Source organism: Actinoplanes sp. ATCC 53533 (genome assembly GCF_003947245.1).
This window is the reverse complement of record NZ_QHHV01000168.1, coordinates 1-20,125: the sequence shown is the minus strand read 5'-3', so window position 1 is coordinate 20,125 and position 20,125 is coordinate 1. Positions and strand designations below refer to the sequence as shown.

Annotated in this window: 23 protein-coding genes; 13 read left to right on the top strand and 10 right to left on the bottom strand. The window is 71.8% G+C overall.

Annotation, left to right across the window (positions count from 1 at the left end; genetic code table 11):
- A partial coding sequence (locus DMB66_RS42955) for a DNA alkylation repair protein (protein WP_148112818.1) occupies positions 1 to 410 on the bottom strand: 410 nt, incomplete at its 3' end.
- 277 nt (positions 411 to 687) lie between these two features.
- On the opposite strand from DMB66_RS42955, the gene DMB66_RS61745 reads away from it, so the two are divergent.
- The 3 genes from DMB66_RS61745 (at position 688) to DMB66_RS42945 (ending at position 2,751) form a co-directional block, all read left to right on the top strand.
- Positions 688 to 843, top strand: coding sequence for a hypothetical protein (locus DMB66_RS61745; protein ID WP_158647553.1), 156 nt, complete (start codon positions 688 to 690; stop codon positions 841 to 843).
- A complete protein-coding gene (locus tag DMB66_RS42950; RefSeq protein WP_125809872.1) occupies positions 843 to 2,189 on the top strand; it encodes an amidase in 1,347 nt (448 codons plus the stop codon). The genes DMB66_RS61745 and DMB66_RS42950 overlap by 1 nt, the downstream gene beginning before the upstream one ends.
- Positions 2,190 to 2,478: 289 nt before the next feature.
- Positions 2,479 to 2,751, top strand: coding sequence for a hypothetical protein (locus DMB66_RS42945; RefSeq protein ID WP_158647552.1), 273 nt, complete (start codon positions 2,479 to 2,481; stop codon positions 2,749 to 2,751).
- Positions 2,752 to 3,150: 399 nt separating this feature from the next.
- Here DMB66_RS42945 and DMB66_RS42940 read toward each other — a convergent pair whose 3' ends face one another.
- The gene (locus DMB66_RS42940) at positions 3,151 to 3,702 is read right to left on the bottom strand and encodes a YciI family protein (RefSeq protein WP_125809870.1); all 552 of its coding nucleotides are present in this window, start codon (positions 3,700 to 3,702) and stop codon (positions 3,151 to 3,153) included.
- Positions 3,703 to 3,824: 122 nt separating this feature from the next.
- On the opposite strand from DMB66_RS42940, the gene DMB66_RS42935 reads away from it, so the two are divergent.
- Together DMB66_RS42935 and DMB66_RS42930 are read left to right on the top strand one after the other, a co-directional pair.
- The gene (locus DMB66_RS42935) at positions 3,825 to 4,628 is read left to right on the top strand and encodes a maleylpyruvate isomerase family mycothiol-dependent enzyme (RefSeq protein WP_125809869.1); all 804 of its coding nucleotides are present in this window, start codon (positions 3,825 to 3,827) and stop codon (positions 4,626 to 4,628) included.
- Between the two features lie 88 nt (positions 4,629 to 4,716).
- Positions 4,717 to 4,875: a LysE family transporter gene (locus DMB66_RS42930; protein ID WP_199752957.1), complete on the top strand. Its 159-nt coding sequence runs from the start codon at positions 4,717 to 4,719 to the stop codon at positions 4,873 to 4,875.
- Between the two features lie 20 nt (positions 4,876 to 4,895).
- Here DMB66_RS42930 and DMB66_RS42925 read toward each other — a convergent pair whose 3' ends face one another.
- Entirely contained in the window at positions 4,896 to 5,462 is a 567-nt protein-coding gene (locus DMB66_RS42925) for a pyridoxamine 5'-phosphate oxidase family protein (protein WP_125809868.1), read from the bottom strand.
- A 60-nt stretch (positions 5,463 to 5,522) separates the two neighbouring features.
- Positions 5,523 to 6,077, bottom strand: coding sequence for a hypoxanthine phosphoribosyltransferase (gene hpt / locus DMB66_RS42920; RefSeq protein WP_199752956.1), 555 nt, complete (start codon positions 6,075 to 6,077; stop codon positions 5,523 to 5,525).
- 153 nt (positions 6,078 to 6,230) lie between these two features.
- Here hpt and DMB66_RS61740 point away from each other — a divergent pair, with 153 nt between their 5' ends.
- The 4 genes from DMB66_RS61740 to DMB66_RS42900 all read left to right on the top strand — a co-directional run bounded on the left by DMB66_RS61740 (position 6,231) and on the right by DMB66_RS42900 (position 9,567).
- A complete protein-coding gene (locus DMB66_RS61740) occupies positions 6,231 to 7,010 on the top strand; it encodes a hypothetical protein (protein ID WP_158647551.1) in 780 nt (259 codons plus the stop codon).
- 135 nt (positions 7,011 to 7,145) lie between these two features.
- Complete coding sequence (locus tag DMB66_RS42910; RefSeq protein WP_125809867.1) at positions 7,146 to 8,123, top strand: CDP-alcohol phosphatidyltransferase family protein; 978 nt, start codon at positions 7,146 to 7,148, stop codon at positions 8,121 to 8,123.
- Positions 8,124 to 8,289: 166 nt separating this feature from the next.
- Positions 8,290 to 9,003, top strand: a complete 714-nt coding sequence (locus DMB66_RS42905; protein ID WP_125809866.1) for a spermidine synthase — start codon at positions 8,290 to 8,292, stop codon at positions 9,001 to 9,003.
- An 18-nt stretch (positions 9,004 to 9,021) separates the two neighbouring features.
- Positions 9,022 to 9,567, top strand: a complete 546-nt coding sequence (locus DMB66_RS42900; RefSeq protein WP_125809865.1) for a hypothetical protein — start codon at positions 9,022 to 9,024, stop codon at positions 9,565 to 9,567.
- 88 nt (positions 9,568 to 9,655) lie between these two features.
- On the opposite strand, the gene DMB66_RS42895 is transcribed toward DMB66_RS42900, so the two are convergent.
- Together DMB66_RS42895 and DMB66_RS42890 are read right to left on the bottom strand one after the other, a co-directional pair.
- Positions 9,656 to 10,411 (bottom strand): YqjF family protein, encoded by a 756-nt coding sequence (locus DMB66_RS42895; RefSeq protein ID WP_125809864.1) that lies wholly within the window; start codon positions 10,409 to 10,411, stop codon positions 9,656 to 9,658.
- A 10-nt stretch (positions 10,412 to 10,421) separates the two neighbouring features.
- Positions 10,422 to 11,396, bottom strand: a complete 975-nt coding sequence (locus tag DMB66_RS42890) for an aldo/keto reductase (RefSeq protein ID WP_125809863.1) — start codon at positions 11,394 to 11,396, stop codon at positions 10,422 to 10,424.
- Positions 11,397 to 11,532: 136 nt separating this feature from the next.
- Here DMB66_RS42890 and DMB66_RS42885 point away from each other — a divergent pair, with 136 nt between their 5' ends.
- Together DMB66_RS42885 and DMB66_RS42880 are read left to right on the top strand one after the other, a co-directional pair.
- A complete protein-coding gene (locus DMB66_RS42885) occupies positions 11,533 to 12,300 on the top strand; it encodes a neutral zinc metallopeptidase (RefSeq protein WP_125809862.1) in 768 nt (255 codons plus the stop codon).
- A gap of 105 nt (positions 12,301 to 12,405) precedes the next feature.
- Complete coding sequence (locus DMB66_RS42880; RefSeq protein WP_125809861.1) at positions 12,406 to 13,053, top strand: HAD family phosphatase; 648 nt, start codon at positions 12,406 to 12,408, stop codon at positions 13,051 to 13,053.
- An 82-nt stretch (positions 13,054 to 13,135) separates the two neighbouring features.
- Here the strand turns inward: DMB66_RS42880 and DMB66_RS42875 are convergent, their stop codons facing one another.
- Entirely contained in the window at positions 13,136 to 15,688 is a 2,553-nt protein-coding gene (locus DMB66_RS42875) for an ABC transporter permease (protein WP_125809860.1), read from the bottom strand.
- Positions 15,688 to 16,455 (bottom strand): ABC transporter ATP-binding protein, encoded by a 768-nt coding sequence (locus DMB66_RS42870; protein ID WP_125809859.1) that lies wholly within the window; start codon positions 16,453 to 16,455, stop codon positions 15,688 to 15,690. Before DMB66_RS42870 ends, DMB66_RS42875 begins: the two co-directional genes overlap by 1 nt.
- A gap of 192 nt (positions 16,456 to 16,647) precedes the next feature.
- On the opposite strand from DMB66_RS42870, the gene DMB66_RS42865 reads away from it, so the two are divergent.
- Both DMB66_RS42865 and DMB66_RS42860 read left to right on the top strand, forming a co-directional pair.
- The gene (locus DMB66_RS42865) at positions 16,648 to 17,142 is read left to right on the top strand and encodes a toxin-antitoxin system HicB family antitoxin (RefSeq protein WP_125809858.1); all 495 of its coding nucleotides are present in this window, start codon (positions 16,648 to 16,650) and stop codon (positions 17,140 to 17,142) included.
- Positions 17,143 to 17,176: 34 nt separating this feature from the next.
- The gene (locus tag DMB66_RS42860) at positions 17,177 to 17,965 is read left to right on the top strand and encodes a DUF4097 family beta strand repeat-containing protein (protein WP_125809857.1); all 789 of its coding nucleotides are present in this window, start codon (positions 17,177 to 17,179) and stop codon (positions 17,963 to 17,965) included.
- Between the two features lie 194 nt (positions 17,966 to 18,159).
- Here DMB66_RS42860 and DMB66_RS42855 read toward each other — a convergent pair whose 3' ends face one another.
- Both DMB66_RS42855 and DMB66_RS42850 read right to left on the bottom strand, forming a co-directional pair.
- Positions 18,160 to 18,867, bottom strand: coding sequence for a response regulator transcription factor (locus tag DMB66_RS42855; RefSeq protein WP_125809856.1), 708 nt, complete (start codon positions 18,865 to 18,867; stop codon positions 18,160 to 18,162).
- Positions 18,868 to 19,337: 470 nt separating this feature from the next.
- On the bottom strand, positions 19,338 to 20,125 hold a 788-nt coding region (locus DMB66_RS42850; protein ID WP_233625246.1), incomplete at its 5' end, for a PD-(D/E)XK nuclease family protein.

Sequence of the window (20,125 nt, the reverse complement as noted above, 5' to 3'; positions counted from 1 at the left end):
TAGTCCTCGTGGTCGTTGATGAGGATCTCGGCGATGGCGAACGTATCGTCCACCTCGCCCCGGCGAACGAAGTGCAGTGTCGCGAAGATGGCCAGCCGTCGCTCCCACCAGTCGCCCGCGCGGGCCAGGTCGTAGAGCACTGTCCGCGGCTTGTCGAAGAGGTACCCGCCGACAACGTGGTGGCCGCTGAGGTCCACCAGGTCCCACGTGTTGATGCGGTCGGTGCGTCGCAGGTAGAGCTCGTACAGCTCGGTCCGCAGGGCCTCGGTGGTCGCCTTGCGGGTGAATTGCTTGCCCATGATGCTCAGCGCACCCACCCGCTGGTGGTGCTCCGGGCTCTGCAGCAGCTGGTCGATATCGTCGAGCGGCAGGTCGACGAACTCGCGGGCGAGAGCGAAGATGTTGCGCATCCGAACCGGTCTGGGCAGCGCGCCCAGCCTCGCCACGAACCGCTCTGCGGTGATCTCCACGAGCGCAGGCTAACAAAACCCGAGGCCAATCGCGGTTGGCCGACGGTCTCAGCGTGGAGGCGCACCTGATCGCAGCACGCGCGCCGCCGCATCGGCCCGAAGCGGAAACTGTCACAGGCACCAGGGCCGCAATCCCGGTCATCCGGTACGGTCCGACGGAACAGAGGTACGGTCGCTTGACCCTGACACTGTGTCAGGCCGTAGACCGGGACGAGTCATGTTCAGTATCGGAGACATCGCGCCGGTTATTCGGCCGCTGTACGACGAGTTGGCCGCACACCTGGCGCGGGCCGGGGTGCCGATCTACCTTGCCGCCGGCCCGGACTGCGCGGCCGAGGTCACCGTACTGCAGCAGCCGGTGGTGAGGGGCTGATGGCCGAGCTGTGCTACCTGTCGGCCGTTGAGCTGGCCGCCCGGCTGCGGCGCAGGGAACTGTCCGCGATCGAGGTGCTCGAGGCGTACCTGGGCCGGATCGCGACGGTCAACCCGGCGCTGAACGCTGTCGTCTCGCTCGATGCGGCCGCGGCGCGCGAGGCCGCGGCGACCGCCGACCGTGCGCTGTCGCGGGGCGACGAGGTCGGGCCGCTGTGCGGGGTACCGATGACGCTCAAGGACGGCCACGACGTTGCCGGCCTGCGGACAACTGTCGGCAGCACCGTCTTCGACCGAATCCCGACGGCGGATGGCACCGTCGCGGCTCGGCTGCGCGCGGCCGGCGCGGTCATCGTCGGGCACACCAACGTGCCGCCGTTCCTGGCCGACTACAAAAGCGAAAACCCGATCTTCGGGCGTACGGATAATCCGTGGTGTGCCGACCGGACGCCCGGCGGCTCCAGCGGCGGGGCCGCTGCCGCGGTTGCGGCCGGACTGTCCCCGGTCGAGGTGGGGTCGGACCTGGCCGGTTCACTGCGGCTGCCGGCCCACTTCTGCGGTGTGCTCAGCCTCAAGACCACCGAGCACCGGGTTTCCACGGTCGGATTCTTTAGCCCGCCGCCCGGGGTGCCCCGGACGGTCCGAGTGCTGGGCGCGCCCGGCCCGATCGCGCGCACCCTCGACGATCTGGACCTGGTGTTGCGCGTCATCGCCGGACCGGACGGTCGGGACGCGGACGTGCCGCCGGTACCGCTGCCGGCCCGCCGGCGGGTCGACCTCGCTGGCCTGCGGCTCGCCGTCGCCACCGAACTGCCTGGCGCCGACGTGTCGCCAAGCCTGCGCGCCGCCGTAGACCGGGTGGCGACCGGGGCGTCCGACCACGGCGCGCGGGTGTCGGCCGACCTACCCGGCCTTGACTGGGGCGAGCAGCGGCTGTTCGGCGAACTCGTAGAGGTCGTCACCGGCGTGTTCGACCCCGACGCCCAGCTTGCCGACGAGCGGCGCACGGTCGGGTGGTACCTCACCGCACTACACCGCCGGGACGCGTTCATCGCCGCCTGGGAGCGGTACTTCGACGGGTACGACGCACTGGTGCTGCCACCCGCGCAGACCACAGCGTTCCGGCACGACGCGACCGGGTACGACCGGCAGGGGTACTCCATGGTGTTCGCGAACCTGGCCGGGCTGCCGGCGTTGACCATACCGGCCCGAGTGGACGACGACGGGCTCCCGATTGGCATACAGCTCGTGGGTCCGCGCTGGTCGGAGTCACGGCTGCTGGACATCGCGGCCGCGCTGGAGGACGCCGACATACTGCCCGGCTTCACCCGTCCGCCTGGCTACTGACAGATCAAGTGCCCTGGCCGCCACGCCACGATCGATGCCATGCGCGCTGATCTCGGACTGATCGGCAGCGAATCCGACATCACTTGGGTTCTTCTGGTAGCCGCTGTGCGGCGTTCGGCCAGTAGGCCCTTCGAGGTTCATCGACCGGGAGGGCACGTCGCGCACAAGTGGCCGGGGCCCGCCCGGCCACTCCGCTGGCGTGTGGTGTCCAGTCGTGTCCAACATCGCCGTTCCGTCAGGGTGTCCGACCGTAGGCTCAGCCGTCCAGGGCGCTGATCGAGGGAGTGGGATGATGCGGAGCAAGACGCGGTCGCTGCGTGCCGTGCTGGCCGGTCTGGGACTGTCGGCGGCGGCGTTGACCGTGATGCTCGTGGTGTCGGGCCCGGTCATGGCCGGCCTGTCAGACGCGGGCGGTGTTGCGCGTTCCGGCAGCGGTCTGGTCGGGGCGTGGCAGCACCGGACCGCATCGGTGCTGACCGGTAAGGCGGACAGGATCCTCCTATTGGTCCGGTGCCCGATCATCAGAAACGGGAGCCTCGTCCTGGGCGAGTCCAGGTTCTGAGGTCGCAGTCGTTGGGAGGTGCGATCGGTCGGGTTTCGACCGATGCGTCCGCACCTCCGTGTCCAAGGCTGTCCAAGATGGCCTGCCGATTCGGCTGATGGCTGCGGTCCTTCCCACTGGAGCTTGAGGATGTTCTGTGCGGAACGCGTTGCGGATGGCCGTACCGGCCGTGCTGGGTGCCGGAATCTCGGCTGCGGTCGCCGTGGCCCTGACGGCATCGGTCATAGTGGGCGTATCGGATGCGGTCCGGGTTGGCCACGTGGGCGCGGGACCCGTGGTGCCCCTTTTCGGATCGGATGGCGTTGGTACTGGCCGGGCGGGTGGATCTGATCCTGCGACTGGCTCGGTGCCCGATGATCCAGAACGGCTATTAGGCCATTCCAGGTGGCCGTCCTCGGGTCATGCAGGTCGTCCGCCGAAGGCCCAGTTGTGCACCTCGATCTCGGCGTAGGAGTCCGCGGTCAGGACCGTACGCGCCTCCGCCGGATCCGAGGCCCGGACCAGCGCCGCCGTGCCCAGCCAACCGGCGCCGTCGTCCGACAGCAGCGGCCCGTACGCGATCAGCCCCTCCCGGCCGGGCGGCACCGCCAGGTCGGCCGCCTGCCCCGCGCCGAGCCCGAGCACCAGATACCGGTTCCCGCCGGTCCGGCCGCCGGGGAAGTCCCACATGGTGCGTCCCAGGGTGTTGCGCCATCGGCGCAGCATCACGTCCCGGTACGCGCCGGCCTGGTAATTGGGCTCGTCGAAGGCGAATGCCCGGGCCGCGGCGGCGTCGGGCAGGTCGAGGATGTGCACGCTGCCGGTGGGGGTGTCGCCGTCGTCGGCGAAGGTCGGGCCGCGGGCGATCATCTGCGCCGCGTGCCGGTCCATGTAGGACCAGTGCTCTTCCCGCAACTCGTCGCGCAGCGCCGCCGAGCCGTGCCGGTCGCGGTGATAGCAGAAGTATTCCATGCCGCAGATCTTGCCCCAACCGGCATTCTTGGCCGGTGCTCGGCGATCGGGAGGTCACCGATGAGTTCGGCCGGCACGCCGAGTCATACCCAGCACAACGAGCTTACGAGAAGGGCAATCCCATGACCGAGCTGAACCCAGCAGACGCCCGGCGAGCGATCGTCGAGCACAGCCGACGTCTGGCGGAATCGGCCGTCGCGGCCGGACCTGACGCCGCCGTGCCGACAGCCCCGGAGTGGACCGTCGCTGACCTGGTCGAGCACGTGGGCCAGACCCAGCACTGGGTCGCGGAGATCATCGAGCGGCGCATCACCGACCCCACCCAGCTGCCCACGGAGATGGCCGTGTTCCCCACCGACCCCCGCGAGTGGCAGGCGTGGCTGTCGGAGTCCGGGCAGCGGGCCGCGAGCGCGTGCTCCGATGACGCGCTCGACGCGCCGGTGTTCAACCCCGCGGGCGACGAGCGGCCCGGGACACGATTCTGGCTGTCCAGCGTCCTCAACGAGACCGTCGTCCACGGCTTCGACGCGGCCAACGCGGCGGGCCGGCCGACCGACATCGACGCTGACATCGCGGCCGCGCTCATCAGTAACCACCTCGCGATGCTCACCTCCCCCACCTGGGAGATGCTGCGGTCCGAGTCCGCCCACGCCATCCGGGGCACCGGGCAGAGGCTGCAGTGGCTGGCCACCGACACCGCGGACGGCACGGGCGCCTGGTTCGTCGAACGGCGGCCGGACGGGGCGAGGTGGCAGCACGGAACCCGGCAGGCCGATGTGACGGTGACCGGCCCGGCAGGATCGCTGCTGCTGATCTTGACCCGACGGCTCCCGCTCACCGGTCCCGAAGCCACCACCATCAGCGTCGACGGCGACACCGGCCTCGCCCAGCACTGGCTCGACAACACCGCCCATGTCGCCGACTGACAGCACCGGGTCGCCCAGCAGTTCCGGGCATCCCAGTGATCAGGATCCTGGCCGTGAGCCGAGGCCAGGAGGGGGATAGCTTGCTCGCGTGACCGTGCTCAGCATGCTCTGGTCCACCGTTCTGGTCGGGCTTGCGCACCGGCTCCGCGCGGCCCTGCCGCGGCCGGCGGCCCGCCGGGTCATGGACCGGATCACCGGCACCGTCATCACCGGCTTCGGCCTGCGGCTCGCGCTGAGCGGCAACTGACGCCGTCGTCGAGAACGACGTCACCGCAAGGGCGGGTCGCCGCCGGCGCCGCGGTCCCCGGCAGCGGTACGCGGGTCGGCGGGTTGCCAGACCTGCCGGGGTGCGAAGCCGTCGCGCCGCAGCCAGTGCTCGGTGTAGACGACGCGCTCGGCCGGGATCACCACCAGCGGCCCCTGCGGCGGGTCGTCCAGCGACCGGGACCGCTCCACGTGGTCCGACTGCCAGCGCACTGCCGGCCAGTAGGTGCTGAACTCCGGGTCCGATCCGGTCAGCACCCGCGCCCGGCCGAAGATCTGCGCGCCGCGGCTGCTGGCCTGGCCCACCAGCGGCGCGAAGACGCCGACGGAGACCCGGGGGTCGGCGGCGATGTTGCGCAGCTTCGGCGAGCCGGCCGCCGCCGTGAACATGAGCGTGAATTCGAGGTGAAAGTAGCGCACCGGGGTGGCCAGCGGTCCCGCCGGACCCGCGGTGGCCAGCACGCACATGTTCTGCGACGACAGCAGATTCAGCAGGCGCTCTTCGAGCCGGGAACGGTCCAGGCGGGCCGTCGGCGCCGGCCCGGCGAGCCAGGGGTTGGTCACGGGCATGGGTGATCTTGGCATGGCGCCGCGGGCCGTTGACGCCGCGGGCCGCGCCGGGGCCGGGAGCTACCGCACCGTGTGCGGGGCGAGCACGGCTGCGCAGCGCAGGTTGCGGTAGTGCCCGCGGTAGTCCAGGCCGTACCCGACGATCAGGCCGTCCGGCACGTCGAAGCCGATGTAGGTCGGCACGCCGAACTCCGGCGTGTCCGGCTTGCGGAGCAGCGCGGCCACCGCGATCGACGCCGGCCCGCGCTGCCGCAGGTTCGCGATCAGCCAGGACATGGTCAGGCCGGTCTGGATCACGGTCTCGACGATGATCACGTCGCGGTCCGCGATGTCCAGATCAAGATCTTTGAGCAGCCGTACGGAGCCGGAGGCGCGTTTGCCGGTGGTGTACGACCGGATCGCCATCCAGTCGATCTCCACCTGGCTCTCCAGGGCCCGGGCCAGGTCGACGGTGAACGTGGCGGCGCCACCGAGCACGCCCACCAGCACGATGTCGCGGTCGGCGTAGTCCTTGCCGATCTCGGCGGCCACCGCCTGCACCCGGGCGCGGATCTGGTCCTCGGTGAGCAACACGGATTCGAGGTCGTCCGCGACGTGGTCGGCGTCCACCGTCATCTCCCTGAGAGTCGCCGCGCCCCGCACGAGGCCACCCGCGAGGTCACGCCGGAATCCTGACACGCGCGGGCGTGCCCGCCAATACGTGTCCAGCGCGCGGGGTAGGTGCCGATTCGCCGCCGGCGGGCGGCGCCGGGCAGGCAGACTGCGCTCATGCGCCGGCTCCCCTTCGCCGCGGTGGCGGCCCTGTACGTCGCCGTGGTGGCGATGCTCACAATCTTGAGCCGGCTGCCGTCCTACTCCTCGGACCTGGCGGCGTTCGTGGCGCTGGCCCTGACCCTGCCGACCGGCCTGCTGTACCCGCTGCTGGCCCTGGTCCCGGACCACCTCGGCTGGCATGCCCTGCCCCTGCTCGCCCTGCTCAACGCCTTCGTGCTGCGCCTGCTGCACCGGCTTCTGCCCCGCGACCCGGTCGTGCGGGAGGCGGAGAACAGGCTGCACGGCGCGCTGGTCTCGACCAGGTTGAAGGTCACGCCGATGGCGCACCCCGGCCGGCGGCGCGAACGCGGCCTGTTGCTGCGCGACGTGCCGGTCGACTACCCGCGGCTCGTCGGCGTCTACCGCGACCTCTGGCAGGAGGCCGGCCTGCGGGTACGCCAGCAGGCGGAGCCGCTGGCGCTGCGGGCGTACGACGCCGAGGGCTACGAGTTCTCCCTGGAGGCCGGCCCGGGGGTGTTCGGCGACGCGGTGCTGCGGGTGGCCGCGCCGCCCGCGGGCCGCCGGCTGTTCGTGGCGGGGCTCGCCGCCGGGGGAGTGCCGTGCCTGGTGGCGGCGCTGTCCGCGACGTATCCGGCGCTGCTGCTGACGGGCGCCGGCGCGCTGGTCCTCGGGCTGTCCTGCCTGGCCGTGCCGCGGACCCGGGGCTTCGGCGGCGGGCTGCTCCTCGGCGGCGTCCCGGCACTGATTGTTCTTCTGCTCTATGGCGCAGCGTGACGATTCCGTCCGGTCAGGCGCATTCAGGCGTCGTTTATCCAGATTTTCGGGCTGCCGTCGCGACCCGAAACCCAACTCCTGTAATGTCCGCGCGTCCTACTTTTCATGTATTCATCACCTCGGTGGAGTTGTGGCATGGCACAACGGTTCACGCTTGACGAGATCCGGACCCGTACCTACAAGGATCGCGACGCGTGGTGGACCGTATGGCTGGTCGACCCGCTGGCGTCCCGGCTCGTCTGGCTGGTGGCCCCGGTCAAGTGGATCACGCCGAACGTGCTCACCATGGGTGCCTTCCTGCTCGGCTTCGTGGCCGCCTACTGCTTCGTCCAGGGTGACTACCCCTGGCTGGTGGCCGGCGCGGTGGTCTTCCACATCAGCTTCGTGCTCGACTGCATGGACGGCAAGATCGCCCGGCTCAAGGGCACGGGCTCGGTCTTCGGCGCCTGGCTCGACTACGTCTTCGACCGGCTGCGCGTGGTCACCTGCGCGGTCGCCCTGATGGTCGGTCAGTACGCCAAGACCGACAACTACGCCTACCTGTGGCTGGCCGGCGTGGTCGTCTTCCTCGACATGTTCCGCTACCTGAACGCCCTGCAGATGGGCAAGGTCAAGCGGGACATGCGGACCCGCCTCGAGTCCGCCCGCGGCGAGGACTCCAGCGGGCCGGTCTTCGTCGACGAGACCAGCGCCGAGCACCCGGCGGGGGCTGCCGCCGGCACGGCGGTCGACGGCAACGGCGAGGAGCGGCCCGTCGTCGACATCTACGGCGACTTCCGCACCAAGTTCAGCCCGCTCTTCAAGGTTCGCGACATGCTGGGCCGCCAGCGCATCCGGGCCCACGTGTTCAGCGGCATCGAGTTCCAGATGTTCGTCTTCATCCTCGGCCCGCTGACCAACCAGGTCATGTTCTTCGCCATTCTTTCCGCCGCGGGCCTGGCGGCGTTCGAACTGCTGCTGATCTACAAGCTCTACAACGCGACCAAGGTCTACACCCGCGAGCTCGCCAAGATCGGCAGTTCGGAGGCCGAGGCCGAGGCCCTGGCGGCCGGGAGCGCGCAGGGCGCCGACGAGGATGACGACGAGTTCACCTCGCAGCGCATCTCCGCTTGAGCCCACTCCCGGCGGAAGACCCCGGCACGGTCATGGAAGAAGCACGCCGGGCGTGTCCCACCGGGTGGCCGGTCAGCGTGGCAAGCTGACCGGCCATGAAGGTATCCGCGGTGCTGGGCGTGAGCGAGCTTGCGAGCCAACCGTCAACTCTGTGCCCGGTGGTGGCGTGAGCGCCCGGTTCGAGGAGCTCGCCTGGCGCGAGACGCCGATCGGCGAGATCAGCCTGCGCCGCCGGCTGGACCCGCGGCTCGGGGTCGACATCTACGAAGTCAAGATCAACGATGAGTTCCTGATGTCGAGTCTGTTCACCGTCGCCGAGATCGAACTGGCCCGGCTGGGACTGGCGGCGCTGCCCGCGGGCGCCCGCCCCGAGGTCGTGGTCGGCGGGCTCGGCCTCGGCTACACCGCGCGGGCGGTGCTCGAGGATTCCCGGGTGTCGTCGCTGCTGGTCGTCGACGCGGTCGCCGAGGTCATCTCCTGGCACGAGCGCGGACTGCTGCCCGAGGCGGGGGCGCTGGTCAGCGACGCGCGCAGCCGCCTGATCGAGGGTGACTTCTTCGCGATGGCGGCGGGGCCGGACGGCTTCGACCCGGCCGCGCCCGGCCGTCGCTTCGACGCGATCCTGCTGGACGTCGACCACAGCCCGCGGCACGTGCTGGCCCCCGCGAACGCGGCCCTCTACACCGTCGACGGGATGCGCCGGCTCACCGCGCACCTCAAGCCCGGCGGCGTCTTCGCCCTGTGGTCCGACGACCCGCCGGACGCGGAGTTCGAGGCCGTGCTCGCGGAGGTCTTCACGGCGTCGTCGGCGCGGGTGGTGTCATTCCCCAACCCGCTGACCGGGGGAGAGTCGGCCAATACCGTATATGTGGCTACATAGTCGGGCATACTGGCGATCGTGGACGATCACCCTCTCGTACCCGGCGAGGACGCCACGACGTTCTTCCAGCCGCGCGGGCAGGTCTTCGTGACCATGCTGTGGGTGAGTGCGGCCGTCTGGTTCCCGTGCCGGGGCCTGTCCGTGCTGGTCCAGGTGCTGCTCGGGGATCCGCCGGCGATCGGTGACCTGGTGTCGGTCGCGGAGAGCCTGCTCATCGTCCCGGTCGTGGCGGCGAGCCTGGTCATGCTCCTGGTCTGGAACCGGCTCGGCTGGATGAAGAGTTCCGTCTACGGCCTGGAGTTCGCCGCGACCGGCCGCCGGGGCGTGCACCTGCGCTGGGCGTCGGTCGCCTCGGTCGGGCTGCGCCGGTGGGGACCGTTCACGGAACTGGTGGTGACCCCCACCGACATGGGCGCGGTGACCGAACTGCCCGGTCCCGGCCGGCGCCCGCGGGTGCTGCGCCGCGAGGCGGGCTCGGCGTTCCTCATCGACGTGGGCCTGATGTCGCCCGGGCCCGCGACGCTGCTCGCCGAACTGCACCGGCGCATCCCGTCCCGGGTCTGAGCCCGGCGAGCCCGGCGGCAGGGACCCGGCCGGTGGTGGACGAGGGCCCCGACGCCCCGGAGATCGCCGAGCTGGACGGAGCGCTCGGCTAACCCGCCGGCGGTCGGCCCCGGTCCAGCGTGTCCGGGGCCCCGAAGGTGACCGGGACTCCGGGGGAATACAGCACGCTCACCGGTGGGCCGGCCGGTGCGGGCAGGCCGGCGGCGGTGACCAGCTCGTCGTCCAGCTCGAGCAGCTCCGCGCGGTGCAGCGGCCAGCGCGGGTGCTCGTTGGGCAGGTGCAGGCTGCGGCCCCACGCCCGGGTGTGCAGGCCCCAGCGGGCGGTCACGAAGTGCTCCACCGCCGTCGGCTGCCGCACCGGCGCTCCCACCCGTACCGTCATCGCGCTGGCCGCCCCGCGCGGCCCGGGCCAGCGCCGCCTGCTGGTGTAGCGCAGCACGTCGCCGTCCCTCGTCAGCCGCATCCGCGCCCACTTGTACGGCAGCCGCAGCAACACCTGCGCGGTCAGCACCGGCAACAGCCGCTCGGCCTCCAGGGAGCGGAAGACGACGGCCCGCCGGCCCCGGGCGTCCACGCTGTAGAGCCGCACGTTCGTCTCGCAGAACGTGCCCAGGTAGGGGATCCCCGGCCCGCGCAACACCCCCAGCCGCACCATCCGGAAGCCGATCAGGCCCACGTAGGTCACCCCGTCGAGGGTGTCCGGCACCGTGCCGCGCGGCAGCAGCGGAGCCACCACCGCCGGCGGCACGGCCCAGTGCAGGAACGCCAGGTCGTGCCAGCTCTGCACCAGCAACGACCGGCGCACCGGCCGTACCGTCTCCGGGGTGACGTCCTCGATCCGCAACCTCCGCTCCTCAGCGGTCGATCGTGGTCATGTCCGCGTAGCGGGCGCCGACCGGCGGTTCGATCGCGCTCAGCCGGGCCATCTGGTCCCCGGACAGGACCAGCGCGTCCGCGCCCACGTTCTCCTCCAGGCGCGACACCCGCTTGGTGCCCGGGATCGGGGCGAGGTCGTCGCCCCGCGCGAGCACCCAGGCGAGCGCGACCTGCGCCGGGGTGGCCCCGGCCTCGGCGGCCACCGCCCGCACCTCGGCCACGATGCGCAGGTTACGGTCGAAGTTTCCGCCGGCGAAGCGGGGGTTGCCCCGGCGGGAGTCGCCGGCGTCCAGCTCGTCGACCGAGCTGATGGCGCCGGTCAGAAAGCCGCGGCCCAGCGGGGAATACGGCACGAAGCCGATGCCCAGGGCGCGCAGCGTCGGCAGCACCTCGGCCTCCGGATCGCGGGTCCACAGTGAGTATTCCGACTGCACGGCGGTGATCGGATGCACGGCGTGCGCCCGGCGGATCGTCGCCGGGGCGGCCTCGGACAGCCCGATGTGCCGGATCTTGCCGGCCTGCACCAGGTCGGCCAGGGCGCCGACGGTGTCCTCGATCGCCACCTTCGGGTCCACCCGGTGCTGGTAGTACAGGTCAATGTGGTCGGTGCCGAGCCGCTTGAGGGAACCCTCGACCGCGGCCCGCACGTTGTCCGGGTGCGAATCCAGCGTGCGGCCACCGTCGCCGCCGCGATGCGAGAGCTGCCCGAACTTCGTCGCGATCACCGCGTCGGCGCGGCGCCCGGCCAGCGCCCGGCCGAGGAGCTCCTCATTCGAGTACGGGCCATAGATCTCCGCCGTGTCGAACAGCGTCACACCCAGCTCGAGAGCGCGGTGGATGGTGCGGATCGACTCGGCCTCGTCGGCGTTCGCACCGGTGTAGAACGCCGACATGCCCATGCAGCCGAGACCCAGCCGCGACACGTCGAGACCGGCCAGCGATACCTGCTTCATGAGTGCAAGCTACGCCCGGCCGCGGCGCCGTGCCCCGAACTCCGGCAGTGTCCAGTCCCACACAGACTGATCCCTGGGTGGGTAGCCGTCCGTACCGTTGGTGTATCCCGGTTACGCCTGCCCCCGGAGGACCCGCATGCCGGTACCGCGCCGTAGAAGTCTCGTCGACCTGGCCCCGCTGGCGGCAGCGCTGGCGGCAGCGCTGGTCGCCCTCGGCTGCGTCTCCGCGCCGAACAGCCAGGCCGGGCGGAGCGGTGATCCGGACCAGCCGGCGTCCGTGACCCGCACCGATTCGGCCCGCACCGCCCCGGCGGGCGAGGACCCGGACGGCACGGACACCCCGGCGGAGTTCAAGGCCGACGTCGGCGACGCCGAGCGCGTCGCCGAGGCCTACTGGCGGAAGGAGTTCAAGGCGGCCGGGCTGCGGTTCGAGCCGGTCGCGCAGCTCATCGCGTACGAGGAGGAGGGCGAGGTGTCCTGCGGCGGGCAGGGGCTGGGGCTCAACAACGCCGCGTACTGCTCGGCGGGTGACTTCATCGCGTACGACATCAACTGGGCGTTCGCCGCGTTCCGGCAGATCGGCGACGCGTTCATCTTCTACCTGCTCGGCCACGAGTACGCGCACGCGGTCCAGACGCGGCTGCGCATCCAGAAGGAATTCACCATCGAGCAGGAGCTGCAGGCGGACTGCATGGCGGGGGCGTACATCGGCGACACCGAGCGCGGTGGCACCCTCAAGCTCGACGACGGTGACCTGGACGAGCTCGCCAAGGGCCTGGAGGCGGTCGGCGACGAACCGGGCCAGCCCTGGTTCGCCGAGGGCGCGCACGGCTCGGCCAAGCAGCGGACCAGGGCTTTCGACACCGGCTACGAGCGTTCGCTGGACCCCTGCGGCGTGTCGTAGCGGTCACACTGGCGCCCGGGACGGCGTCACGGTCGGCAACAATGGGTGGGGACACGATCCGATCGGCCCGGGAGGCCCGCCCTGACACCCACACAACCGGCCGCGGTGCTCTTCGACATGGACGGCACGCTGGTCGACAGCGAGAAGGTCTGGGACGTCGCGCTGTACGAGCTGGCCGAACACGCCGGCGGCACGCTGACCACGCCGGCCCGGCTGGCGATGATCGGCAGCAGCATGGCCAGCTCGATGCGGATCCTGCGCGACGACCTGGCCCAGCCGGACCGCGACGAGGCCGCCGACGTGGCATGGCTGGAGCGGCGGGTCGAGGAGCTGTTCGGCAACGGCCTGGTCTGGCGCCCGGGAGCACTGGAGCTGCTGCACGCGGTCCGCGCGGCGGGCGTGCCGACCGCGCTGGTCACCTCGACCGGCCGCCGGCTCGTCGAGGTCGCGCTCGACACCCTGGGCCGGGAGAATTTCGACGTCGTGGTCTGCGGCGACGAGGTGTCGGCCCCGAAGCCCGACCCGGCGCCGTACCGCAGGGCGGCCGACCTGCTCGGCGTGAAGATCGAGGAGTGCGTGGCGATCGAGGACTCGCCGACCGGGATGGCGAGCGCGGTCGCGTCGGGCGCGGCGGTGCTGGCGGTGCCGGCCGAGCTGGAGCTCCCGCCGACCGACGGCGTGCACCTGCGCGACTCCCTGGTGGGCGTCGACCCGACCTTCCTGGCGAGCTTGTTCGCCCGCGCCACCACCTGACCAAGCCGGCACGAGCCCGCGCCGAATCCGGCGCGGGCTCGTGGGCCGATCAGGCCCGCCTCGGTGGCTCAGCCTCGGTGGCTCAATCGTGGGCGATCGCGCCCAGGACGTTGAGGCGGGCGGCGCGGATCGCCGGCAGGACCGCGGCGATCACTCCGACCAGGGCGGCCAGCACCAGGTAGGTGCCCATCCGGCCCCACGGCAGCACCAGCTCGGTGATGCCGTCGCTCTTCAGGGCCCGGGTCACCGCCGTGCCCATGCCGGCGCCGACGACCACGCCGAGCAGGGCGCCGAAGACCGAGATCACCACCGCCTCCACGGTCACCATCCGCATCGTCTGCGCCCGGCCCAGGCCGACCGCGCGCAGCAGGCCCAGCTCGCGGGTGCGTTCGAGCACCGACAGCGCCAAGGTGTTGATCACGCCGAGCACCGCGATCAGGATGGCCAGCGCCAGCAGGATCTGGATCATCGTGATGAGCGTGTCGAAGGTCGCCGCCTGCTCGTCGACATACGCCTGCGCGTCCTGCGCCGTCACCTCGGGGCTGTCCGCCAGCAGCGCCTTGACCTGCGGCAGCACCTGGCTCACCGGGACACCGTCGGCGAGCCGGATGAGGCCGATGAACGGCTGGGTGATGCCGAAGTCCTTGGTCGTCGCGTACGGCAGCTGGTAGCTGCCGGGCAGGGACTCCTCGGCATAGGTGGCCGCGATCGTGTAGTCGCGGGGATCACCGCGCGGCGGCTGGATCGTCACCTTGGTGCCGACCTGCCACCCGTACTTCTGGGCCTCCGGCACGCTGACGGCGATCTGGTCGTCGGCGAGCTTCGCCAGGGTGCCGCTCGCGGCCCTCGCCCCGTACCCCTCGGCGAGGGCGGTCAGGTCGTCGGTGGCGTTCACCCACTGCTTCTCGCCGTTGATGACCACCTGGTCGTTCCAGACGCCGGCCGCCGCCCGTACCCCCGGGATCTTCGCCGCCTCGCGCAGCACCGCCGGGTCGTAGGTCGGCGGGCGCGGGCCGTTCTGGTCGCCGCTGATGATGACCTCGGCCTTGAGCACCGTCGCGGCCTCGGCCTTCAGGCTGCTCTTGGCGGAGTCCATCACCACGGTGACGCCGGTGACCAGGGCGATGCCGACCATCAGCGCGGCCGCCGTGATCGCCGTGCGCCGCGGGTTGCGGCCCGAGTTGAGCCGGCCCAGCCGGCCCGGCAACGACCAGGAGAAGAGCCGGCCGATGCCGGACACCACCGGACGGCTGATCAGCGGCGTGAGCAGCGCGATGCCGATGAACGACACCAGGACGCCGCCCAGGATGGTCCAGAGCGTGGCGTCGCCCAGGTCGGCGAAGAGGCCGAGTCCCAGCGCGGCCGCGCCCGCCGCGGTGACCACGCCACCCGCCACGCTGACCTTGGTCAGCGGCCGGTCCGGCGTCGCGACCTCCTGCATCGCCGCGACCGGCGCGATGCGCGATGCCCGCAGCGCGGGCAGGACCGCGGCGACCACGGTGACCAGGACCCCGACGACGAACGAGCTGACGACCGCGATGAGCGGCACGCCGACCGTGCCGAGCTGCAGCCCGCCGCCGGCGAACGAGTTGAACAGGTACGCGAGCAGCGCGCCCACGCCGACCCCGGCCGCCAGGCCGAGCACCGACGCGACCAGGCCGATCACCACCGCCTCGACGAGCACCGAGCCGATCACCTGGCGGCGGCTGGCGCCGAGTGCCCGCATCAGCGCCAGCTCGCGGGTCCGCTGCGCGACGATGATCGAGAAGGTGTTGAGGATCAGGAAGATCCCGACGAACAGCGCCACCCCGGCGAAGCCGAGCAGGATGTTGCTGAAGAAGCCGAGCCCTTCCTTCAGGTCGGCGGAGGTGTCCGCGACGAGCTGGTCGCCGGTCTTGGTCACGTAGCCGGCGCCGAGGGTGGCCGCGATCCGGTCCCGCAGCTCCTCCGGGGACACGCCCGGCGCGGCCTTGACCCGGATCGAGCTGTAGCCGCCGGTCACGCCGAGCATCAGCTTCTGCGCCACCGGCTCGGTGAAGGCGACCTCCTGCACGCCGCCGAGGCTGTCCCGGTTACCGCTGTAGCCGTAGACGCCGACCAGGGTGAACTGCTTCTTCGGCTCGAGGGTGAGCACGCCGACGCGGTCGCCGACCTTGATGGCGGCGGCCTCGGCCACGGCCGCGTTCACCGCGATCTCGTCGTCGGCGGTCGGGCCGCGGCCCTCGCGCAGCTCCATCAGGGAATCCGCGCCGGTCCAGGCGGTGCCCAAGCGGGGCGGACCCACCGAGGTGAGGACCTTGCCGTCGCTGCCGATCACCCGGGCGCCGTCGGCCTCGACCAGGCCGGTCGCGCTCCGCACGCCGGGCACGCCGCGCACCTGGGCGACCGCGCTCGCGGGCAACGGCGTGACGACCTGCTCGCCCTCGAACTCGGAGACCTCGACCTTCGGCTTCGCGGTGACGCCGACGTCGGTGGTGGAGTAGGCGCTGGCGAACAGCGAGTCGAACGACTTGCCCAGGGTGTCGGTGACCACGAACGCGCCGGCCACGAACATGACGCCGAGCACGACGGCGAGCCCGGAGAGGATGAGCCGCAGCTTGCGCGCCAGCAGGCTCTTCAGGGTCGCGCGCAGCATCAGAGCATCACCGGTTCGGCGTGGGTGTCCAGGCGCTTCATCATGTCCAGGACCGTCTCGGCGGTCGGGTCGATGAGCTCGTCGACGATCTCCCCGTCGGCGAGGAACACCACCCGGTCGGCATAGCTGGCAGCGACCGGGTCGTGGGTGACCATCACGATGGTCTGGCGGTGCTCGCGGACGCTGGCCCGCAGGAACGACAGGACCTCGGCGCCGGAACGGGAGTCCAGGTTGCCGGTGGGCTCGTCGGCGAAGATGACGTCCGGCCGGCCGATGAGCGCCCGGGCACAGGCGACCCGCTGCTGCTGGCCGCCGGAGAGCTGGCTGGGCCGGTGGGTGAGCCGGTCGCGCAGCCCGACGGTGTCGATGACGACGTCCCACCACTGCGGGTCGGGCTTGCGCCCGGCGATGTCCAGCGGGAGCCGGATGTTCTCCTGCGCGCTCAGCGTCGGCAGCAGGTTGAACTGCTGGAAGATGAAGCCGACCCGGTCGCGGCGCAGGCGGGTCAGCGCCTTGTCGCCCAGGCCGGTGATCTTGGTGCCGCCGACGTGCACCTCGCCGCGGTCGACCGTGTCCAGCCCGGCCAGGCAGTGCATGAGGGTGGACTTGCCGCTGCCGGACGGTCCCATGATGGCCGTGAACCTGCCGCGCTCGAACTCGGCACTCACGCCGCGCAACGCGACGACCCGCGCCTCGCCGCTGCCGTAGACCTTCCAGACCTCGCCGGCCTTGGCAGCCGCCGGTTCGCCGGAATCCGTCGTTGTCACTATTGCCCCCTGGGAACACGCCTTGATGTGGTCCGGCTCAGTCTTTCGGTGCGAGGGGTCCCGGGCGTCCGCCCTGCGGCGTACCGCGACGCGGAGATTTCGCTGGGGGGTGCCACCCACGGCCGCTCAGGGTTCCCCCCTGGTGTCACTTTGACGGTTGACAGACGTCATAGCTGACGTCATATTGGTGTCATGGACCTGACGCCGTACCTCGAATCGCTCCGCAGCGACCTCAGCGCCGCCGCGGCCCCGGGTGGTCCGGAGACCACCCGGGCGGCGGATCTGCTCGGCCACGCCCTCGAGGCCTCGGCCCGGCTGGCGCTGCTCCAGGCGCTCTCGGACGCGGCGGCCGAGATCACCACCCGGCTGCACGGCCCGGTGGTGGACGTCCGCCTCCGCGGCCGCGAGGCGGACCTGGTGGTCACCGAGGCGGCGGCGGAGCCCGCTGCCGCACCGCAGCCGGCGGCGCTCGTCGACAGCGGCGATCTCGCCCGCCTGACCCTGCGCATGCCGGAGGCGCTGAAGGCGCACGTCGAGCACACCGCGGCGGCCGAGGGCATCTCGGTCAACGCCTGGCTCGTCCGCGCGATCGCGGCAGCCGCGGCCGGCGGCCCGCCGGCGGGCCCGTCCCCGGAGCGCGGCCGCGGCCGCCCCGGCAAGCGCATCACCGGCTTCGCGCAAGCCTGACCTGCTCGTTTCGGCCTTCGGAAAGGAAGAGACCATGTACGTGTTCGACCGTTCCACCCCCGTGACGGTGTCCCTGCGCCTGCAGCGCGGCACGGCGGAAGTGGTGGCCGAGAACCGACCCGACGCCCAGGTGGAGATCGTGCCGGAGGACGGCGCCGAAGACCGCTTCACCGTGGCCCTGGAGGGCGACACCCTGGTGGTGCACGCCCCCGAGTCGACCTGGAACTGGCGCCGCACCCCGAAGGCCCGGGTCCAGGTCCGGGTGCCGCTGGACAGCGCGCTGACGGTGCAGTCCGCGGCGGCCGACATCCGGGCGACCGGCCGCTGGTCGAGCGGCCAGGCGAACGTGGCATCGGCGGACGTGTCCGTCGACGAGGTGACCGGCGACGCATACCTGAAGGCGGCCAGCGGCGACCTGACGGCCGGCCGGGTCGGCGGGTCGCTGCGCATCAGCAGTTCGTCGGGCGACCTGCGGGTGGGTGACGTCACCGGTGACGTCAAGGCCGACACGGCAAGCGGCGACATCACCATCCGCCGGGCCGGCGGCTCACTGCAGGCCGAAACGGCCTCGGGCGACGTCGAGATCGGCGTGCTGAGCCGCGGCAAGTCCCGGCTGAGCACGGCGTCGGGCGACGTCTCGATCGGGGTCGCCGCGGGTACGGGGGTCTGGCTGGATCTGAACACCGCCTCCGGCTCGACCACGAGCGACCTGGCGATGGGCGGCGGGGCGCCGCAGGAGGCGACGCTCGAGCTCCGCGTCCGCACCGCCAGCGGCGACATCGACGTGCACCGCGCGATGGGCGACCTGCCCGCCGCTGCCTGACGTCTGGCTTGGCCGGTTCGGGCCTTGGGTTCTGCGCCTGGTTTGGCCGGTTCGGGCCTTGGCTTCTGTGTCTGGTTTGGTTGGTCCGGGCTTTGGGTTCTGCGTCCGGTCTTGCTGGTCCCGGATTCGGCTCTGCGCCGGCGGCCGTCCCGGACTCGGGGCTTGCTGTAGAGCGAGGCGTTCGGCCGCGGTTGTCAGCCGCCGGGGCGGACCAGGCCGGTCTCGTAGGCCAGGACGACCGCCTGGACCCGGTCGCGGAGGCCGAGCTTGGTCAGCATGTGGCCCACGTGGGTCTTGACCGTGGTCTCGCTGACCGTGAGCGCCCGCGCGATCTCGGCGTTCGAATGCCCCTTGGCGACGTGAGCGAGCACCTCGCGCTCCCGCTCGGTCAGCGTCTTGAGCGCGGGCGCGGCCGCCGTCGTGGCCGGGGCGGGCAGGGCCTCGGCCAGGCGGGTGAGCAGCCGGGCGAGAATCACCGGCGCGACGACCGCGCCTCCGGCGGCGACGGTACGGACGGCAGCGACCAACTCGGCCGGCGGCACGTCCTTGCACAGGTAGCCCATCGCCCCGGCCGCGACCGCGCCGGTGACCTGCTCGTCGGCGTCGTAGGTCGACAGGATGAGCACCCGCACCGGCAGCCCGGACTCGACGATCGCGCGGGTCACGGCGAGCCCGTCAAGCCGGGGCAACCGCAGATCCATGAGCACGACATCGGGCAGCAGCCGACGCGACAGATCAACCGCCTCGATCCCGTCGCCGGCCTCACCGACGACCGCGACCCCGCCCGCACCGGACAAGGCCATCCGCAGCCCCGACCGCAGCATCGGCTGGTCGTCGACGAGCAGCACCCGCACCGGTCGCCCGGACGCCAGTTCCGGCCCCGCGCCGTTGACCCCCGTCACCTGCTCTGCCTCTCGCCCACCCGACCGCTCGCAGGCCGTCCCCGGCCTCGCCCCCACCCTAGGGGATCCGCCGCCGACCGCAGCCCCGCCATGTCGTCCTTCGGACGGGCACGTGCCGACCGGAGACGTTGCCCCGACCACCCACCGAACCGGGTCTGTGCGGGAGCGGGCTTCAGCCGGGCCCGACGTGTTCGGCGGCTTCTGGCTGGGGTGTGAGAGTGGGTTTCGGTGGGGGCCGACGTGTTCGGCGGCTTCTGGCTGGGTGTGGGAGTGGGTTTCGGTGGGGGCCGACGTGTTCGGCGGCTTCTGGCTGGGTGAGGGAGTGGGTTTCGGTCGGGTGCGACGTGTTCTGCCGCTTCTGGCTGGGGTGGGGGAGCGGCTTCGACCGGGCCTGACTACTCGGCCTGTCCGTGGCCGGGTGGGAGTGGGTTTGACCGGAGAAGGCCAGCCGCCGTCGCGATCCCCGGGGATCAGGGCTGCCGTGGAACCGGCGTCGCGATGGTGTCGTCCTTCTGGGTCTCGGTGGGGGAGGTCGCTTCCGGCTGGGGCTCCGGGTATGGCGGCGGGGTGCCGCCGAACTCCGGGCAGAACCGCTGGTGGCTGCACCATCCGCAGAGCTTGCTCGGCTTCGGGCGGAAATCCCGATCCTGCTTCGCCCGCTCGATCGCCTGCGACAGGGCCACCAGGGTGCGTTCGAAGCGCTCCAGCTCCGCCGCGTCCGGGCTGTAGTCGCAGATCTCGGCGTCCTTCAGGTAGAGCAGGCGCAGCACCCGCGGCACCACGCCCCGGGTGCGCCACAGCACCAGCGCGTAGAACTTGAGCTGGAACAGCGCCCGCCCCTCGAAGGCCTCGCGCGGCGCGCCGCCGGTCTTGTAGTCGACCACCCGCAGGTCGCCGGCGGGGGAGATGTCGAGGCGGTCGATGTAGCCCCGGATCAGCAACTCGTCGTCGACCAGCGTCGACACCAGGCTCTCGCGCTCGGCGGGCTCCAGGCGCTGCGGATCCTCGACCGCGAAGTAGCCGGCCAGCAGGTCGCCCGCACCAGCCAGGAACGCGGCGATCCGCTCGGCCTCGCCGGCCGCTTCGAGCCCCGGCAGCACGCCCGCCGGATCAACCGGGGTGAGGGCTGCGCCCGCCGGATCAACCGGGGCGGGGGCTGCGCCCGCCGGATCAACCGGGGCGGGGGCTGCGCCCGCCGGATCAACCGGGGCGGAGGCTGCGCCCGCCGGATCAACCAGGATGGGGGCTGCGCTCGCCG

Bases quoted from the DNA above. Each gene is read 5' to 3' on its own strand.
- DMB66_RS61745 (WP_158647553.1), top strand. From the start codon at position 688: ATGTTCAGTATCGGAGACATCGCGCCGGTTATTCGGCCGCTGTACGAC.
- DMB66_RS42865 (WP_125809858.1), top strand. From the start codon at position 16,648: ATGGACCTGACGCCGTACCTCGAATCGCTCCGCAGCGACCTCAGCGCC.
- DMB66_RS42910 (WP_125809867.1), top strand. From the start codon at position 7,146: ATGGCACAACGGTTCACGCTTGACGAGATCCGGACCCGTACCTACAAG.
- DMB66_RS42935 (WP_125809869.1), top strand. From the start codon at position 3,825: ATGACCGAGCTGAACCCAGCAGACGCCCGGCGAGCGATCGTCGAGCAC.
- DMB66_RS42890 (WP_125809863.1), bottom strand. From the start codon at position 11,396: ATGAAGCAGGTATCGCTGGCCGGTCTCGACGTGTCGCGGCTGGGTCTC.
- DMB66_RS42945 (WP_158647552.1), top strand. From the start codon at position 2,479: ATGATGCGGAGCAAGACGCGGTCGCTGCGTGCCGTGCTGGCCGGTCTG.
- DMB66_RS42885 (WP_125809862.1), top strand. From the start codon at position 11,533: ATGCCGGTACCGCGCCGTAGAAGTCTCGTCGACCTGGCCCCGCTGGCG.
- DMB66_RS42860 (WP_125809857.1), top strand. From the start codon at position 17,177: ATGTACGTGTTCGACCGTTCCACCCCCGTGACGGTGTCCCTGCGCCTG.
- DMB66_RS42950 (WP_125809872.1), top strand. From the start codon at position 843: ATGGCCGAGCTGTGCTACCTGTCGGCCGTTGAGCTGGCCGCCCGGCTG.
- DMB66_RS42940 (WP_125809870.1), bottom strand. From the start codon at position 3,702: ATGGAATACTTCTGCTATCACCGCGACCGGCACGGCTCGGCGGCGCTG.
- DMB66_RS42925 (WP_125809868.1), bottom strand. From the start codon at position 5,462: ATGCCCGTGACCAACCCCTGGCTCGCCGGGCCGGCGCCGACGGCCCGC.
- DMB66_RS42875 (WP_125809860.1), bottom strand. From the start codon at position 15,688: ATGCTGCGCGCGACCCTGAAGAGCCTGCTGGCGCGCAAGCTGCGGCTC.
- DMB66_RS61740 (WP_158647551.1), top strand. From the start codon at position 6,231: ATGCGCCGGCTCCCCTTCGCCGCGGTGGCGGCCCTGTACGTCGCCGTG.
- hpt (WP_199752956.1), bottom strand. From the start codon at position 6,077: ATGACGGTGGACGCCGACCACGTCGCGGACGACCTCGAATCCGTGTTG.